General features: G+C 58.4%; 12 protein-coding genes and 1 pseudogene. 2 read left to right on the top strand and 11 right to left on the bottom strand.

The features are described from left to right. Positions 1-44 precede the first annotated feature (44 nt). Both KBY85_RS02415 and glpX read right to left on the bottom strand, forming a co-directional pair. Positions 45-1,355 (bottom strand): glutamyl-tRNA reductase, encoded by a 1,311-nt coding sequence (locus tag KBY85_RS02415; protein ID WP_254959965.1) that lies wholly within the window; start codon positions 1,353-1,355, stop codon positions 45-47. A gap of 35 nt (positions 1,356-1,390) precedes the next feature. Further along, on the bottom strand, positions 1,391-2,395 hold the full coding sequence (gene glpX / locus KBY85_RS02410; protein WP_106501811.1) for a class II fructose-bisphosphatase: 1,005 nt from the start codon (positions 2,393-2,395) through the stop codon (positions 1,391-1,393). Positions 2,396-2,597: 202 nt separating this feature from the next. On the opposite strand from glpX, the gene rpe reads away from it, so the two are divergent. Continuing rightward, entirely contained in the window at positions 2,598-3,272 is a 675-nt protein-coding gene (rpe, locus tag KBY85_RS02405; RefSeq protein ID WP_254959964.1) for a ribulose-phosphate 3-epimerase, read from the top strand. A gap of 97 nt (positions 3,273-3,369) precedes the next feature. Here the strand turns inward: rpe and ccsB are convergent, their stop codons facing one another. From ccsB to KBY85_RS02365, 8 genes and pseudogenes are all read right to left on the bottom strand, one after another. Beyond that, entirely contained in the window at positions 3,370-4,284 is a 915-nt protein-coding gene (ccsB, locus tag KBY85_RS02400) for a c-type cytochrome biogenesis protein CcsB (protein WP_254941063.1), read from the bottom strand. A 46-nt stretch (positions 4,285-4,330) separates the two neighbouring features. Next, positions 4,331-5,509, bottom strand: coding sequence for an LptF/LptG family permease (locus KBY85_RS02395; protein ID WP_254941064.1), 1,179 nt, complete (start codon positions 5,507-5,509; stop codon positions 4,331-4,333). After that, positions 5,506-6,234 carry an LPS export ABC transporter ATP-binding protein gene (lptB, locus tag KBY85_RS02390; RefSeq protein ID WP_254959963.1) on the bottom strand — a complete coding sequence of 243 codons (729 nt, stop codon included), beginning with the start codon at positions 6,232-6,234 and terminating at the stop codon, positions 5,506-5,508. Before lptB ends, KBY85_RS02395 begins: the two co-directional genes overlap by 4 nt. Further along, complete coding sequence (locus KBY85_RS02385) at positions 6,231-6,602, bottom strand: hypothetical protein (protein WP_254960004.1); 372 nt, start codon at positions 6,600-6,602, stop codon at positions 6,231-6,233. The genes lptB and KBY85_RS02385 overlap by 4 nt, the downstream gene beginning before the upstream one ends. A 94-nt stretch (positions 6,603-6,696) precedes the next feature. After that, positions 6,697-7,116, bottom strand: coding sequence for a DUF309 domain-containing protein (locus tag KBY85_RS02380; RefSeq protein WP_254959962.1), 420 nt, complete (start codon positions 7,114-7,116; stop codon positions 6,697-6,699). A gap of 3 nt (positions 7,117-7,119) precedes the next feature. After that, the gene (gene typA, locus KBY85_RS02375; protein WP_254959961.1) at positions 7,120-8,928 is read right to left on the bottom strand and encodes a translational GTPase TypA; all 1,809 of its coding nucleotides are present in this window, start codon (positions 8,926-8,928) and stop codon (positions 7,120-7,122) included. A gap of 107 nt (positions 8,929-9,035) precedes the next feature. Beyond that, positions 9,036-11,594 (bottom strand): annotated as a pseudogene (locus KBY85_RS02370) (U32 family peptidase). Beyond that, positions 11,594-12,340, bottom strand: coding sequence for a D-alanyl-D-alanine carboxypeptidase family protein (locus tag KBY85_RS02365; RefSeq protein ID WP_254959960.1), 747 nt, complete (start codon positions 12,338-12,340; stop codon positions 11,594-11,596). The pseudogene KBY85_RS02370 and the gene KBY85_RS02365 overlap by 1 nt, the downstream one beginning before the upstream one ends. 142 nt (positions 12,341-12,482) lie before the next feature. On the opposite strand from KBY85_RS02365, the gene chlP reads away from it, so the two are divergent. Beyond that, positions 12,483-13,880 (top strand): geranylgeranyl reductase, encoded by a 1,398-nt coding sequence (gene chlP / locus KBY85_RS02360; RefSeq protein WP_254959959.1) that lies wholly within the window; start codon positions 12,483-12,485, stop codon positions 13,878-13,880. 25 nt (positions 13,881-13,905) lie between these two features. Here chlP and KBY85_RS02355 read toward each other — a convergent pair whose 3' ends face one another. Beyond that, positions 13,906-14,910 (bottom strand): fatty acid desaturase, encoded by a 1,005-nt coding sequence (locus KBY85_RS02355; protein ID WP_254959958.1) that lies wholly within the window; start codon positions 14,908-14,910, stop codon positions 13,906-13,908. Positions 14,911-14,980 lie beyond the last annotated feature (70 nt).

Below are 14,980 nucleotides of genomic sequence, written 5' to 3'. Positions count from 1 at the left end.
TTTGATCCCCTGCGGCACGAACTGTTGCAGTGCCCAAGGCTGGTTCAAGGCTCTGGCGGACGCTCCTGCAGATCAAACAGATCCTCCAGGACCCTCATGGCGCTGTGTCGCTGCTGGCGCGGTTGGGGGGCCCGCAGGTTGGTAACAGGGGTGTGCAGGATCTTGTTGATGATGCCCTTGCTGAGGGCTTCAACCACCTTGCGCTCCCTGGCTGACAGGTCTGGACCCATGCGGCTTAAGGCCTTCTGGAGCTCCTGCTCACGGATGTCTTCCAGCTGGCGCCGAAGCCGGTTTACAACCGGCACCGCTTCAAGCCCGTCCCACCATTCCAGGAAGACACGAGACTCCTCTTGCAGCAGCCCTTCGGCCTCAGCTGCCATTTCGCGCCGAGCCTCCTGGTTGCGATTTACCACCTCCTGCAAATCATCAACGTCGTAGGAGTGCACGCCGGGCAGGCCAGCCGTATCCGCCGAAATGTTGCGTGGCACGCCGATGTCAACCAGCATCAAGCTGGAGCGGCGATTCAGTCCGCTGAGGCGCTGAGCCGTGATGATTGGTGTGTCAGCAGCGGTGCTAGTGAAAACCAGCGAGCAGGTGCTGAGGCAATGGTCCAGGTCGTCAAGGGGACGGCACTGAACGGGCAGAGCTGGAAAGTCAGCGGCCAGTAGTTCCGCCTTGTTAACCGTGCGGTTGAGCAGCACAAGCCCCTTACAGCCTTTGGCCTGAAGGTGTTGAAGCAGCAGGCGGGCCATGCGCCCTGCCCCCACCACCGCCACCTGCTCCTGATCAAGGGGCACCAGCTCATCGAGGCCTCGTGCTTGACCCACTTTGAGCTGGGCCAGCTCCACAGCTGCTGAACTTATCGAGACAGCGCCGGTGCCAAGTTTCGTTTCCGTACGGACCCGTTTACCGGTACTAACCGCCTGGGTAAGCAGCCGATTGAGGATTGGCCCAACGGAGTGGTGCTCCTGGCCAAGCCTCACCATTTTTTTTACTTGAGAGAGGATTTGCCCCTCCCCAAGCACTAGGGAATCGAGGCCTGCTGAAACCCTCAGCAGGTGGCTGATTGCCTCCTCGTGATGAAAGGTAAATAAATGTGGTGTGAGCTCCTCGACCGCCAGGCCGGAGAGCTGGCTTAAAAAAGCTCCGACAGCGGAAATACCCCGCTCCGGATGACGGAGCAGGGTGTAAATCTCCAGCCGATTGCAAGTGCTGAGGATGGATGCCTCCAGCACCTGGTCGTCGGCTCGCAGCTGCTGCAGCGAAGCCTCCATGGTTTGATCCGGGATGCTGAGGCGCTCCCGGATCTCCACTGGAGCCGTGCGATGACTGAGGCCGACGACGGCAATGTGCATGGAGGCTGGCTGGGGTGCTCGGACTGGGGCGGGCGTCAGCTCAGCGCAATGCTCTGGGCCCCATCCTTCATGTGAATGGTATTGGTAAAGCGAGCGGTGTTGTCCAGGTTGCTGATCACCAGGGAGCTGGTGCGGGTGCAATCCTTCTCAAACTTGACACCGTGGAACAGGAGGCCATCGGTGATGCCACTGCCAGCGAAGACCACGTTTTCACCGGAGGCAAGCTCCTCTGCCTCATAGATTTTGTCTACGTCGGTGATACCCATCTCGTTAAGACGGGCAATGTTGCCTTCCTTGGTGTAGTCAGCCCACTCAGAGGTCTGAGCCACGGCCGGGTCGTACACGAGCTGGCCCTGGAAGTGACCGCCAAGGGCCCGCATGGCTGCGGCGGAGATCACGCCCTCGGGGGCTGCGCCGATGCCCATCAGGCAATGGGTGCCAGTGCCTGCAAAACCGCAGGCGATGGCGGCCTGAACGTCGCCATCCGAGATGGGTTGAATCCTGGCGCCAGTGGCCCTGATCTCGGCGATCAGATCCTTGTGACGAGCACGGTCCATCACGACGATGGTCAGTTCGCTGGCTGCAAGACCAAGGCACTCGCTGAGAATCTTGATGTTCTCGGTAGCCGACTTACGGATGTCCACCTTGCCCTTGGCTGCAGGGGGTGCAGCCAATTTCTTCATGTAGAAGTCGGGAGCGTTGAAAAGTCCACCGCGATCAGAAGCGGCCAGGACAGCCATGGAGCCTCGCTGGCTGTTGGCGCAAAGGTTGGTTCCCTCGCAGGGATCAACGGCGAAATCCACACCGGGGCCGGTGCCACTGCCAACTTCTTCGCCGATGTAGAGCATGGGAGCTTCATCGCGCTCGCCCTCACCGATAACGATGCGGCCCTGCATCTGGATTAGGCCCATGCGAGTGCGCATGGCCTCGACTGCTGCAGCGTCAGCTTCATCCTTCTTGCCAAGGCCGGTCAGTTCGGCAGAGGCGATGGCAGCTTGCTCAACGACCTCGAGAATTTCCTGGATGAGGGTGCGATCCACGTTGATCCGGCAGGGGAATGGGCTTCAGTAATGGCGTCGGCCTGGCGGGACACGAGGTCAGAAGCCTGTTGCTGCCAAGCCTTTCGAAGATGAAGCGGCCGCAACTGTATCAGTGCTCGCGGCCATGGGACCTGGGGACCACCCAAGGCTTGTTTGCAGACCACTTCCTACAATCCAAAGCCACCCGATCGGTTGATCCAGCATGAGCACCAAATCCCTGGTGATCTCCCCGTCAATTCTGTCCGCCGATTTCTCCCGTCTCGGCGAAGACGTTCGTGCTGTCGATCAAGCTGGTGCCGACTGGATCCACGTTGACGTGATGGATGGCCGGTTTGTGCCGAACATCACCATTGGACCCTTAATTGTGCAGGCGTTGAGGCCTGTAACCACCAAGACCCTCGACGTTCACCTAATGATCGTTGAGCCCGAGAGATACGTGGCTGATTTTGCCAAGGCTGGCGCTGACATCATTTCTGTGCAGGTTGAGGCTTGCCCGCACCTGCATCGCAACCTTGCCCAGATCAAGGATCTTGGCAAGCTCGCTGGTGCAGTGCTCAACCCCAGCACACCTCTAGACACGCTGGACTACTGCCTGGAGCTCTGCGATCTTGTGCTGATCATGAGTGTCAACCCGGGCTTCGGTGGCCAGAGCTTCATCGACAACCAGGTGCAAAAGATTCGCGACCTGCGCCGCATTTGCGATGAGCGTGGCCTCGATCCCTGGATTGAGGTGGATGGCGGCATCAAGGCTGAAAACGCCTGGAAGGTGATTGAAGCGGGCGCCAATGCCATTGTTAGTGGTTCTGGTGTCTTCAACCAGCCTGATTACGCCGCAGCAATCACCGGTATTCGCAACAGCAAGCATCCCGGCGCATGAGCATCTGACTAGTTCAAAATACCCCCTCGCCCGTGTTCGCGGGGGGGGGCAGATAAGGTTTCACACTTAATATATTTTGGATAGGCGCGCTTAGGCTTTAGCTGTCAAAGAACCACCCGTAGCTGTGCAAGCCAATGCCCAGAAGATTTACACCGATATAGCAAACCACGATCACGACCAAACCCGCTGCGGCTACGAGCGCGGGCTTGCGGCCCTGCCAGCCACGGATCAAGCGAGTGTGCAGATATGCGGCGTAGACGAGCCAGCAGATCAGGGCCCAGGTTTCCTTCGGATCCCAGCTCCACCAGCTGCCCCAGGCCTCGTTGGCCCACACCGCTCCACTTACCAGACCAACCGATAGCAGCAGGAAGCCCACTGTGATCGTGCGGTAGCTGAGTGAATCAAGCTGTTCAACCGCAGGCATGGCCACGCTGCTTAGTTGTAACTGGGGTGTAGCCAGCTGGGCCTGGCGATAGCCGCCACTACCAATGGAGCTGCTGCGCAGTTCCATTGAATTGCCGCGGTCAGTGAATAGCACCGCTAACGAAAGCAATGACCCCACCAGCAGGGCCGCATAGCTGATCATGATCACGCTCACGTGCATCACTAGCCAGCTAGAGCGCAGGGCCGGCACCAGGGGCGAGGCTTCCTGGAGCCGATCCGGCAGAGCGAAGCTTGCGAAAGCCACACAGCCGAGGGCCATGGGGGTAGCCGCTGCAGGCACCAATGGCGAAGGCCAGGTGCGCTCCACCAGCAGCTGGGTGAGGGTGCAGCCCCAGGCGAGAAAGCAGAGGGATTCGTAGAGGTTGCTGATCGGGAAATGGCCCGATTCCCACCAGCGCAAGACCAATTGGGCCGTGAGGCAGAGATTGGCGCCGGCAACCAGCAAGCGGACCGCCGTGCTTGATCGGCCGCCGCTAAGGGACCAGAAGGCCAGCGGCAGGGCGACTAGCAGGAGGGCAAACGCCGTCAGACCCAGTCCAAGCACTGGGTCGTTCAACAGGGCGGGCACGGGCAACGACTCGATATCTGCTCAGTTTGGCGAATGGCAGGTGCTGTTAGCGGCTGGCCTGGCGTAACAGATACACGCCGCCACCCAAACCGATCACCACTGGCAGCCAGGCGGAGAAGTAGGGACTCAGCGTTCCCTTGACCCCGAGCGAACTGAAAACAAACGCCACCAGGTAGTAGCCAAAGATCAGCAGGACGCTGAGCCCGAAACCCTGGCTACGGCTGCGGCGCGAATGGGGGCGCACTCCAAGGCTGCTACCGATTAAGCCAAACACCAAGCAGACCGCGGGGAAGGCAAACTTCTCCTGGATGCGAACTCGAAGCTTGCGGGCACCCTGCAGATCACTGGCCTCTCTGAGCAGGCGCTCGGCGGTTCGCGCTTGGCCGATTGTCATTGAATTGGAATCCTTTGGCAGCTTGGCAACCTGGAGTGGCTGACTACCAAGGGGATATAGATAGCGGTCGAAATCAGCTGAAGTGGTGGAGCTGTCCGATCCCTCCGTGACTCCAAAGACATGGCCATCAAGGAATTCCCACTGGGCCTCGGCCTCGCTCCAGCGGGCCCGATCGGCACTGAGCAGCACCCGTTGACCTCGGCGTGAAAGGTCAAGCAGGGTGACCCTCTCCATCACCCCTTTATTGAAGCGTTGGGCGTAGAAAAAGTGGGTAAGGCCCCGCTCCGTGCTGCCGTCTTCAGCCTGTATCTCGCCGTATTTAGAGAACATGACGTTGTCTTTCTGTTCGCCAGCCACGGCACGGCCAATCGCTCGGTTGAGGGTGTTTTTAGCCTCGAACAAGGTGCGCGGCACGATTGCCTCGTTGAAGGTGAAGGTGAGCATGGTCATCACCAGCGCGATGGCAACGGCGGGCACCACCATTCGCCAAGTGGCAACCCCCACACTTCGCAGGGCGGTGAGCTCACTGTTGCCTGAAAGCTTTGAATAGGTGAGCAAGGTGGCCATCAGCGTGGCCATGGGGAAGGAGAGCACCAAAAAGGAGGGCATCTCCAGCACCAGCACCCGCACGGCCACATCTAGGGGCAACCCCGATTCCGCAACCCGGCGCACAAGTTCAAATACGGCACCCACTGAAAGGGATACGGCGGTGAATGCGGCTACACCGAAAATCAGGGGGCCGATCAGTTCGGCTAGGAGCCAGCGATCCAGCAGGGGTAGCTGGCGCCAAGGGGTCAGCAGCTGCTGGCGTGCGCGGTGTGACCAACTCATAGCTGGAAGGATTCTCCGAGGTAATGGCGGCGGACCAGGGGATCGGAACCCACCTGCTGAGAGCTGCCGGCAGCCAAAATCGATCCCTCAGAAAGGATGTAGGCCCGATCGGTGATTGCCAGGGTCTCGCGCACGTTGTGGTCTGTAATCAGCAGACCCATGCCCCGCCCCTTGAGCTGGTGGATCAACTGCTGCAGATCCGACACCGCGATTGGGTCGACTCCCGCAAAAGGCTCATCCAGCAGCAGGTAGCGGGGACCCTCAATACCCACGGCCAATGCCCGGGCAACTTCGCAGCGCCGCCTCTCGCCTCCGGACAACTGATATCCCTTGCGGTTTTGAAATTCGCTGAGGTGAAAATCCTCGATTAAGCCATTGAGACGCTTGCGCCTCAGCTCCATCGGGGTGGAACTTTCCTGCAGGGCAAGGCTCAGATTGTCACGCACACTTAGCTGGCGAAAGACGCTGGGCTCCTGGGGCAGGTAGCCAATACCTAGGCGGGCTCGTTGGGGCATGGGCAGTTTTTCGATTGCCTTGCCATCCATCAATACCTGGCCGGAGTCAGGGCGCAATAAGCCAGTCACCAAGCCAAAGGTGGTGGTTTTGCCCGCCCCGTTGGGACCAAGCAGGCCCACTACTTCACCTGGCTCAAGCTGTAGGGAAACGTGGTTGACCAGCAGCCGGCCACCGATGGCTAGCGCCACATTTACGAGCTCGAGACTCATGGCATCAGGCCTTCCTTTGGTGTAGGCGCATTCATTCGGTAGTGGGTGATCACTTGCTGACCAGGGGCCGGCTCAGCCACGATCCGCTCCCTCTCCACCAGATACACGAGCCTTTCTGCCTGGATGCTGTGACCCGTATCTTGAATTACATCCACATCACCGCTGAGCACCACCCTGCCCTCACGACTGAAGTATTGGGCCTGACGGGCCGTGGCTACCACCCGTTGGTCGGGGTAAACGATGCGCACATTGCCGGTTGCTGTCACAACTCCGGTGCTGTTATCGGCCTTTTGCAGGTCGGATTCAATTGTTACCAGCCCGCTGGTGGGAGTCACCACGGCGGGGGCTGCAAGCGCAGGGGCCAACATTGCCGAGAGGAAAAGGGGCAGGGCCGTCAGCCGCAAGAACGCGGAGCGCACAAAGGGATATAGCAACAGTTGGGTGTGGGACATGGCGTAATTTTTAATCTACAGAAGGGTTTTGGGGCGCTGTCCCAACCAATCTGGGCGATTCCAAGCCCTCAATTGACCTCTGCTGCTGCAACGCCAGCAGACGCTGCATAGATGAGTCGATCAAGGCAGCTAAATCTATGCCTAGGGAGTTAGGGGGACAAGCCTTAAGGCGGCCGAGACCCTCACCCATCAAAATTGTGGCGCCGCTGCAGTTACCCCGTTCAAGGTGCAGTTCAGCCACGGCGATCTGCAAAATTCCTTGCAAAACCGGCCTCATAGGGCCAGCGGTCTCATGCCAAAGGGCTTCGAAGCCGTCGTGGCAGGCATACCAGTCAGCGCCGTTAAACAAGCATATGGCCTCGCCCAAGCGGGTGTCCGCCAATAATTCCTGCTCTTCGCTTAAAAACTGCTGCTCAGGATTCGGGCGCACCGATCAGCGCTTAGCGGCCTTTTTGGAAGGCAGTTTGCGCAGTCTGATCGATTGGGGTGTGACTTCAAGCATTTCATCGGGTCCGATGTACTCGAGAGCTCGCTCAAGTGTCATCTGAATTGGTGCCTGCAGGGTGTCGAGCACCTCTGCGCCAGCCGAGCGGATGTTGGTCACCTGCTTTGTTTTGGAGACGTTGAGTTCTAGGTCAGGTGGTCGGTTGTGTTCGCCAACAATCATCCCCTTGTAGACCTTGGTGCCAGGCGTAATGAAGAACTGGCCGCGATCTTCCGCACCCTTGAGTGCGTAGAAAGTCGCTGTGCCCTCCTCAAAGGCAATCAACACACCATTACGGCGGTTGTCCATCTCTCCTTGCATTTTCCGGTAGTCAAGGAAGGAGTGGCTCATGATCCCCTCGCCCCTTGTGGCGCGAATGAATTCGCCGCGGAAGCCAATCAGCCCTCGAGCTGGCACCACAAACTCAAGCTGGGTGCGGCCGTCGTTCGTATTTTCCATGTTCTGCATCTCGGCCTTGCGGACGCCGAGCTTTTCAATGCAGCCGCCCACCGACTCCTCAGGCACATCCAAAACCAAGGTTTCGTAGGGCTCTGATGGGGTGCCATCAATGGTGCGGAAAATCACCTGGGGCTGGGATACTTGGAATTCATAGCCTTCACGACGCATCGTTTCTATCAGGATGCCGAGGTGCAATTCACCACGGCCGCTGACAGCCCAGCGATCCGGTGAGTCGGTGTCCTCAACCCGCAGGGCGACGTTGGTGAGCAGCTCCTTCTGCAGGCGATCCCGCACCTGACGGCTGGTCACGAATTTGCCCTCCTTGCCAGCGAAGGGAGAGTCATTGATGACGAAAGTCATCTGCAGGGTGGGTTCGTCAACCCGAATCAGGGGCAGGGCCTCAGGGTGATCGGGGCAGGCAATCGTCTCACCAATATTGACCTCGTCAAAGCCGGCCACGGCCACGAGATCGCCAGCGCTGGCCTGCTCAATCTCAACCCGCTGCAGACCCTGGAAGCCAAGCAACTTGCTGATGCGGCTGCGCTTGATGCTGCCGTCGTCACGGATAAGGGCGGCAGGTTGGCCAGCCCTGATTGTGCCGTTGTGGATGCGACCGATCATGATCCGACCTAAAAAGTCGGAGTAGTCCAAGGTGGTGACTTGAAGCTGCAGCGGCTTCTCGGGATCGCCCACCGGGGGCGGAACGTGCCGCAGGATTGCATCGAAGAGCGGCTTCATATTGTCGCTCTCGGTTTTCATGTCTGGCTTGGCGTAGCCGCCCATGCCACTCCCAAACAAATAGGGGAAATCGCACTGATCGTCGTCGGCACCCAGCTCAAGGAACAAGTCGAGAACCTTGTCGACAGCAACCTCGGGGTCAACTCGGACCCGATCAATCTTGTTTACGAAAACGATTGGACGTAGCCCTTTCTCAAGAGCCTTTTTAAGCACAAATCGGGTCTGGGGCATGGGCCCCTCGTTGGCATCAACGATCAGCAGGCAGCCATCAACCATGCCGAGAACCCGCTCCACCTCGCCGCCGAAATCAGCGTGGCCAGGAGTGTCAACGATGTTGATACGAATTCCTTCGTAATCGACGGCGGTATTTTTGGAAAGAATTGTGATCCCGCGCTCACGCTCAAGATCGTTCGAGTCCATCACACAGGTCGGAACCGCCTCTCCCTCGCGGAAGATGCCCGATTGGGTGAGCATGGCATCCACCAATGTGGTTTTGCCATGGTCAACGTGGGCAATGATCGCAATGTTGCGAATCGGCGTACCTGGGTGTGCACCGCTCATACAAATAAAACTCTACTTTTACGTTGAATGGAATCTGTTGACTTTAAGTTTATGTAGACGGAACGTTTGATGGAACGTTTACGCAGACTTGAAGCCATGGTCCAACTCTATCCCACACCCCTACCGCTTTTGAGGCTGCCCCGGGTCACGCCAAGACGGCTGTCCAACTGTTCCTGCTGCCAGAGGCTTCGTACGCTGATCTCACCACGCAGGGCCGCTGAATATTGCTGCACCCGATGCTGGCTCTCGGACGCTGATTCCTGCAGCAACTCAATTCGGAACTGCCTCACCCCAGCACGCATCAACTTGGGCAGGGCCTCAGCAGCTGTCTGAGCTTGGCCATTAAACAAGGTGTTACGGCAGCCAAGACCAGCCCGCAGAAAGTGCTCACTGCCGCTGCGATCACGCAGAAGCACCGTGTGCTTTTCGCAAGGGCGGCCGCAGTCGGTGTGGTCGTGTCCGTCGGATAGGAAGGCGCAAAAGAGGCAGTGCTCCATGTGGAACAGGGGCATGTGCTGGTGGGCCGTTACCTCAACCTGGCCGGGGGGGCAGACCCGCACCAGGGCCAGCATCTGCTTGAGGTCAAGGTCGTAGCTGGCGGTGATTCGCTGCAGCTTCCAATGGTCCAGAAACCACGCGGCCGACAGTGGATTGGCGACATTTAAAGAAAAATCGCCACAGTAGGGAGCAAGGGGTGTGAGCACCTCGAGCTGGTCGGCATTGCGCACCAGGTAGCCATCGGGGGCCTCCCGCACCAGGGGCTCCAGGGTCCAGCGCTCATCAGTCCGTGTGATCCGAGCGCCAGCCAGCCAGATGCCTCCAGGCCAGCAGCCACGGCCGATTGCCACGGCCTCGCGCAGCTCGGCCGGCTGATCTAGGTCAGCAATAACTGACGCAACTGGTTAATCCCGCAGGGCCTTCAATTGCTCAAGGCTGCGCACCAGCACAACCAACTGCGGCTCCGAATTCACAGCCGTGCTCGAACCAGGCCCAGATTGGGGCGAAGCGTGGGCAGGGATTGAAAGAACCTGCAGTAACTCGGTGAAATCGGTTGTGTCCCCTGCAAGGGGGGCCTGCGAGCCGCTATGTCCCGGCTCAATTGCGGCAAGCGCCTCAACTAGCTCGCGGCGCAACTTGTTGAGCTGGGCTATCGGCAGAAAAAGGGCTCCCTCGAGAGCAGGCTCAAGCCGCTCAAACTTCCAGCAGGTGCCGCCAAGGCGCCCCAGCTGGGTTTGAAGTCTGGAGGTGTCTAGGGCTTGCTCGCTGGCTGCCTGCAGGGCCGAGGCGGAGAGCAGCTTTATTTGCGCAGTTGCTGCTGGATCGAGACCCTCCGCCCACTCAACCCGCAGCACCAAGGGCTCGCCAAGCCGTCCTTGCAGGCGAAGCCGCAAGCCTCGGCTGCATTCCGGAGTTGCCTGGCCAGCCATGCGCTGCCATTGACCTTCAAGGGCGGGATCGCTGGTAAGCCAGCAGGGGCTACCCGCTGACAGCCCGCCGGCTTCGATCCGGCCAGGGCCGAGCCGTACGGCCAGCCGGCCCATCGGGCGCTGCTGCACAGCCATCAGCCGGCCGCCAATTTCGGCTGGTGGCTCGAGTGGACCATATCCAGCGGCCTCAAACACAAGACCATCGCCTGGTTTCAGATCCGCCTTCGTCTGGATGATCCACCAGCCGTCGGCACTCACGCGCGCGAATACCCCAATCTGCGGGCCACGCTTTTTGCTCCAGCGGCCGTGCACGAGCGCCTGGTGGTCGAGGCCCCCCAACCACCCTGTGGAAAGCCCCCGCGAGAAGCTCAACTCCAGGGAGCGCTTCTGCTCAGCTGACTGGGGCGCGCTGGGTAGGCCCTCGGCTAAACGATCGAGTCCTTGCCGGTAGGCATCGGTAACGGCTGCCACGTAGGTGGCGTCCTTAAGACGCCCCTCGATCTTGAGGCTGGCGATGCCGATCTGCTCGAGCTGGGGCAAAAGCTCCCAGGCTGATAGATCCATGGGTGAGAGCAGATATCATTGGTCTTGAAGATCGCGTTCTTCGCCGTCAACAATCAGCTGGTATGGCAAGCGGCAAGCCTGGGCACACTCGCCCCGGTTTGCACTGCGCTGGCCCAGGGCTTCGCTGGTGAGGCACTGGCCCGAATAGGCAACGCACAGTGCACCATGCACAAACACTTCCAGGGGAATGGCCAACTGGCGCTGTTGCAGCTGACTTTGCAAGCGGCCTAGGTCGGTGAGAGTCAGCTCCCGTGCAAGCACGACCCGGGCACAACCAAGCTCTGCGGCCATGGCGACCCCTGCGGCGCTGGTGATCGACATCTGAGTGGATCCGTGCACAGCCAGTTTGGGCGCCAGCCTGCGCGCCAGCCGGGCCAGGCCAACGTCCTGAACAATTAGGGCATCGACATGGGCCGCAGCCGCAGCCCTGATCAAGCTTGCCGCCTCAACCAGCTCATCGCTGAAAACGAGCACATTGACAGTGAGAAAACCCTTCACACCCCGCCGATGCAGCCAGTGCATGAGTTCTGGCAATTCCTCCTGGTCAAAATTGGCGGCCCGCATGCGGGCGTTGAATGTCTCCACACCGAAATAAACAGCGTCGGCGCCATTTGCTACCGCGGCGCGCAGGGCCTGCCAATTACCCGCAGGGGCCAGAAGTTCCGGAACAGTCATCAGCGCGCCAACCGCTGGGCGGGCTCAAACAACTGCAGGGCCTCGGCGCTGCCCTCGAATCGCCAATGCCAGGGCTCGTAGCTCACCCCCTGGGAATTACCCCGGGGGAAGGAGAGGGTGAAGTGATAGCGAGCGGCATTGGCCTGCACCCAGGCATAGGCTGCGGTTTGGTCGAAGCTTGGTGAGAGGTTGGTGGCTGGTGCCAGGGCATCGCCGAGATCGATGGCGAAGCCGGTGCTGTGCTCAGAAAACCCTGGCGGGGCGCTAACCATGGCCCTTTCTCGAGCGCTCTGGTTGCGATCCGATTTCACTTCAAAAAAGAGCTCTTTTTGAAGCGTATGAGATCGGAAGGCGCTCAGCACCACTAGCTCGACCCCGCTGCTGGCTGCATCACGCTGCATCGCCAGAAGAGCTGCTGCAGCGTCTCGATGCAGGCTTAGCCCAGGGGCAATCGCCACACGTTTGTAGGCGGCCAGCTCGCCGTAGGGGAAATGGCCCAGCAGGCGCCCATCAAGGCCTGTGCGCGCGTCTAGTCCCCTTACTGGCGGTGGGGCCAATAGGCGTTGCAGCGGCCCTGGGCGCCAAACCACAACTAAGGCAAGGACTATCAAAAGCGAACCTGTGCCCACGCTGACCCCTAGTAGCCAGCGGTTGGCCTTGGCTGAAGGCGGGCTGGTGCGGCGGGCGACAGGAATGTCACCCAGGGCTAGGGGTTGGCCTGGCCTGCGGGAATTGCGATGCGTCACGCGGGTTCCCTGCCTGGCACCGATCAATCTTCCTAAACACAAGCAATGAAGATCCTAGGCGGGGAGGTCGGATTGCCCACCACCTGACCGGTTATCGGTGTTAGCTTCCCAGCAGCATCCATATTGGCGGAGCGTTTTTTTGATGTTGCGAGTCGCGGTTGTGGGTGGCGGCCCCAGTGGATCCTGTGCGGCTGAGGAGCTTGCCAAGGCCGGTATTCAAACTTGGATTTTTGAGCGCAAGCTCGACAACGCCAAGCCATGTGGCGGGGCCATTCCTCTTTGCATGGTTGAGGAATTCGACTTGCCTGAGTCGATCATCGACCGCAAGGTGCGCAACATGAAGATGATCTCCCCCTCAAATAGGGAGGTAGATATTAATTTAGAAAATGAGAATGAGTATATTGGCATGTGCCGCAGGGAGGTTATGGACGCCTTTCTCCGCAACCGAGCTGCCGAACTAGGTGCCCAGCTTGTGAACGGCTTGGTTACCAAAATTGATACGGGTGCCAAACGACAGGGCCCCTATACTCTCACTTACTCTGATTATGGTGCTGGAGAAGCAACTGGAGAAACCAAGACTCTTGAAGTTGATTTGATTGTGGGGGCTGATGGAGCCAACAGTCGAGTTGCCAAGGCTATGGATGCCGGCGACTACAACGTAGCCATTGCCTTCCAGGAGCGCATCAGGCTGCCTGCCGAGGAGATGAAGTACTACGAAAACCTGGCAGAGATGTATGTGGGTACTGATGTATCTCCTGACTTTTATGCCTGGGTGTTTCCCAAGTACGACCACGTGGCGGTTGGTACTGGAACCATGCAACAAAACCAAGGGCTGATCAAGGGACTTCAGGAAGGCATCCGCGAACGGGCCAAAAAGCGGCTGGTTAACGGCGAAGTAATCAAAGTCGAAGCCCATCCGATCCCAGAACATCCCCGTCCCCGTCGGGTGGTTGGCCGCATGGCTCTAGTTGGCGATGCTGCTGGCTATGTCACCAAGAGCTCTGGCGAGGGCATTTATTTTGCAGCCAAAAGCGGCCGTATGTGCGCCGAACAGATTGTTGAATCTAGTGCCGGTGGTGCCAAGGTTCCTACGGAGGCAGATCTCAAAAAGTATCTGAAGAAATGGGATCGCCAATACGGCGCCACCTACAAAGTGCTTGAGATTCTTCAAAATATTTTCTACCGAAACGATGCAGCTCGTGAAGCATTTGTCGAAATGTGCGACGACAAGGACGTGCAGCGACTAACCTTCGACAGTTACCTCTACAAGCGGGTGGTAATGATGAATCCGTGGCAGCAGTTGAAGCTGACCCTGCTTACCCTAGGTTCGGTACTTAGGGGCAATGCTCTCGCTCCCCAGGGCTACAAGCCGGTGGATAGCGCTGTGCGAGGCGAAGCTGAAGTTAATGCCATGCTGGCGGTTAGCACCATCAAAGGTGGTATTAAAGTGGGTGTTAAATCTCGCAAAACTGAAACCATCACTGCAGACAGCGCAGAGCCTGAACAGGATCGCGAACCGGCCCTGGCCGGAAAGGATTGATTCTCTACAGCTAGTTGGCTAGCTTCTACTTGATTTTGGTATCTCCAGCGCTCATATTGGCTTCTGCCAATGTGAGCAATTTTTTTGCCTCTGAATTCCACAGAACGTACCTAAAGCTGCTGGGGAAGTCTTTGAGACTTAATTTCGGAGAATCGATCAATAACGCTGAATTGGCTTCGTGGCAGGCCCGCAGGCGGTAATTAGGAATTCTTTCGCAGAGGTGATGAATGCTGTGGAAGGAGATATCTGCCCAAAACCAGTTAAGTATTGCTGGCATTTCCAAGTTACTACTACCTTCTAGGGCGCCGCGCTGATAGTCCCAGCCTTCGTCGCTGCTGGCATAGGAATCTGCAAAATTGTGTTGAACGAAAAAGATGCAGAGAAATAATGCTGCCGATAAAGTCATTACAAGAAAATAGCAGCTCCAAAACAGGCTATGGCCAAGCCAGGATCCCATCAGCCACCAACTAGTGAGCACCACTAGATTATTAGCAAAAAGATCTATGCACTCAGCCGATGTGTACCAATGGCTGGAGCGAAAATTACGGCTCAGCTCTGGCAGCTCGGCAAGGCCAGCTAGCCCCTTATGGCCTATATGGGATGCCATAGATGTCAGCCATTCAGCTACACCGAGCACAAGCTCAAGCCTTGGCCGAACCAGTAGGTAGTAGCAACCACCTGGAAAAAGCATCAGAGGGTGGCGGCTAAGTCCATAAAACCAACGTTGGCGTGGTGATAGGGCCAGGTAGTCGCTAAGGGTCAACAACGCAGATGGGCCTCGGTAGCGATCCCAGTTGCCGTTATGTTTATGGTGAAAAGCGTGGCCGCGGGACCAGGGATGTTGGGGGATCGCATTTAAGCAACCCAGGAGAAAACCAACGGGCCTGTTTAACCAGCGAGTTTTGAAGAGAGATTCGTGGCCACAATCGTGCATTAGCGCGAATGAGCGCGCCGAAAAGAGGACTAGTAGCAGCAGCACTGGCAGCAGCAGTAGTCGTAGAGCAGGCCCGGCGGCAGCGAGCGTGGGCACGGATACCCAAAGCAGGGCTGTCGGCAGGAGGGTATTGATTAGCTGCCAGCTGGCGATACGGTTATCGCCT

Source organism: Cyanobium sp. BA5m-10, assembly GCF_024346255.1.
Lineage (GTDB): Bacteria > Cyanobacteriota > Cyanobacteriia > PCC-6307 > Cyanobiaceae > Cyanobium_A > Cyanobium_A usitatum.
Note: the sequence above shows the minus strand (reverse complement) of the source record. Positions and strands in the feature narration are given on the sequence as shown.

Coding starts and splice junctions, on each gene's coding strand:
- KBY85_RS02415 (WP_254959965.1), bottom strand. CDS start 1,355: ATGCACATTGCCGTCGTCGGCCTCAGTCATCGCACGGCTCCAGTGGAG.
- rpe (WP_254959964.1), top strand. CDS start 2,598: ATGAGCACCAAATCCCTGGTGATCTCCCCGTCAATTCTGTCCGCCGAT.
- KBY85_RS02395 (WP_254941064.1), bottom strand. CDS start 5,509: ATGAGTTGGTCACACCGCGCACGCCAGCAGCTGCTGACCCCTTGGCGC.
- lptB (WP_254959963.1), bottom strand. CDS start 6,234: ATGAGTCTCGAGCTCGTAAATGTGGCGCTAGCCATCGGTGGCCGGCTG.
- KBY85_RS02385 (WP_254960004.1), bottom strand. CDS start 6,602: ATGTTGGCCCCTGCGCTTGCAGCCCCCGCCGTGGTGACTCCCACCAGC.
- typA (WP_254959961.1), bottom strand. CDS start 8,928: ATGAGCGGTGCACACCCAGGTACGCCGATTCGCAACATTGCGATCATT.
- chlP (WP_254959959.1), top strand. CDS start 12,483: ATGTTGCGAGTCGCGGTTGTGGGTGGCGGCCCCAGTGGATCCTGTGCG.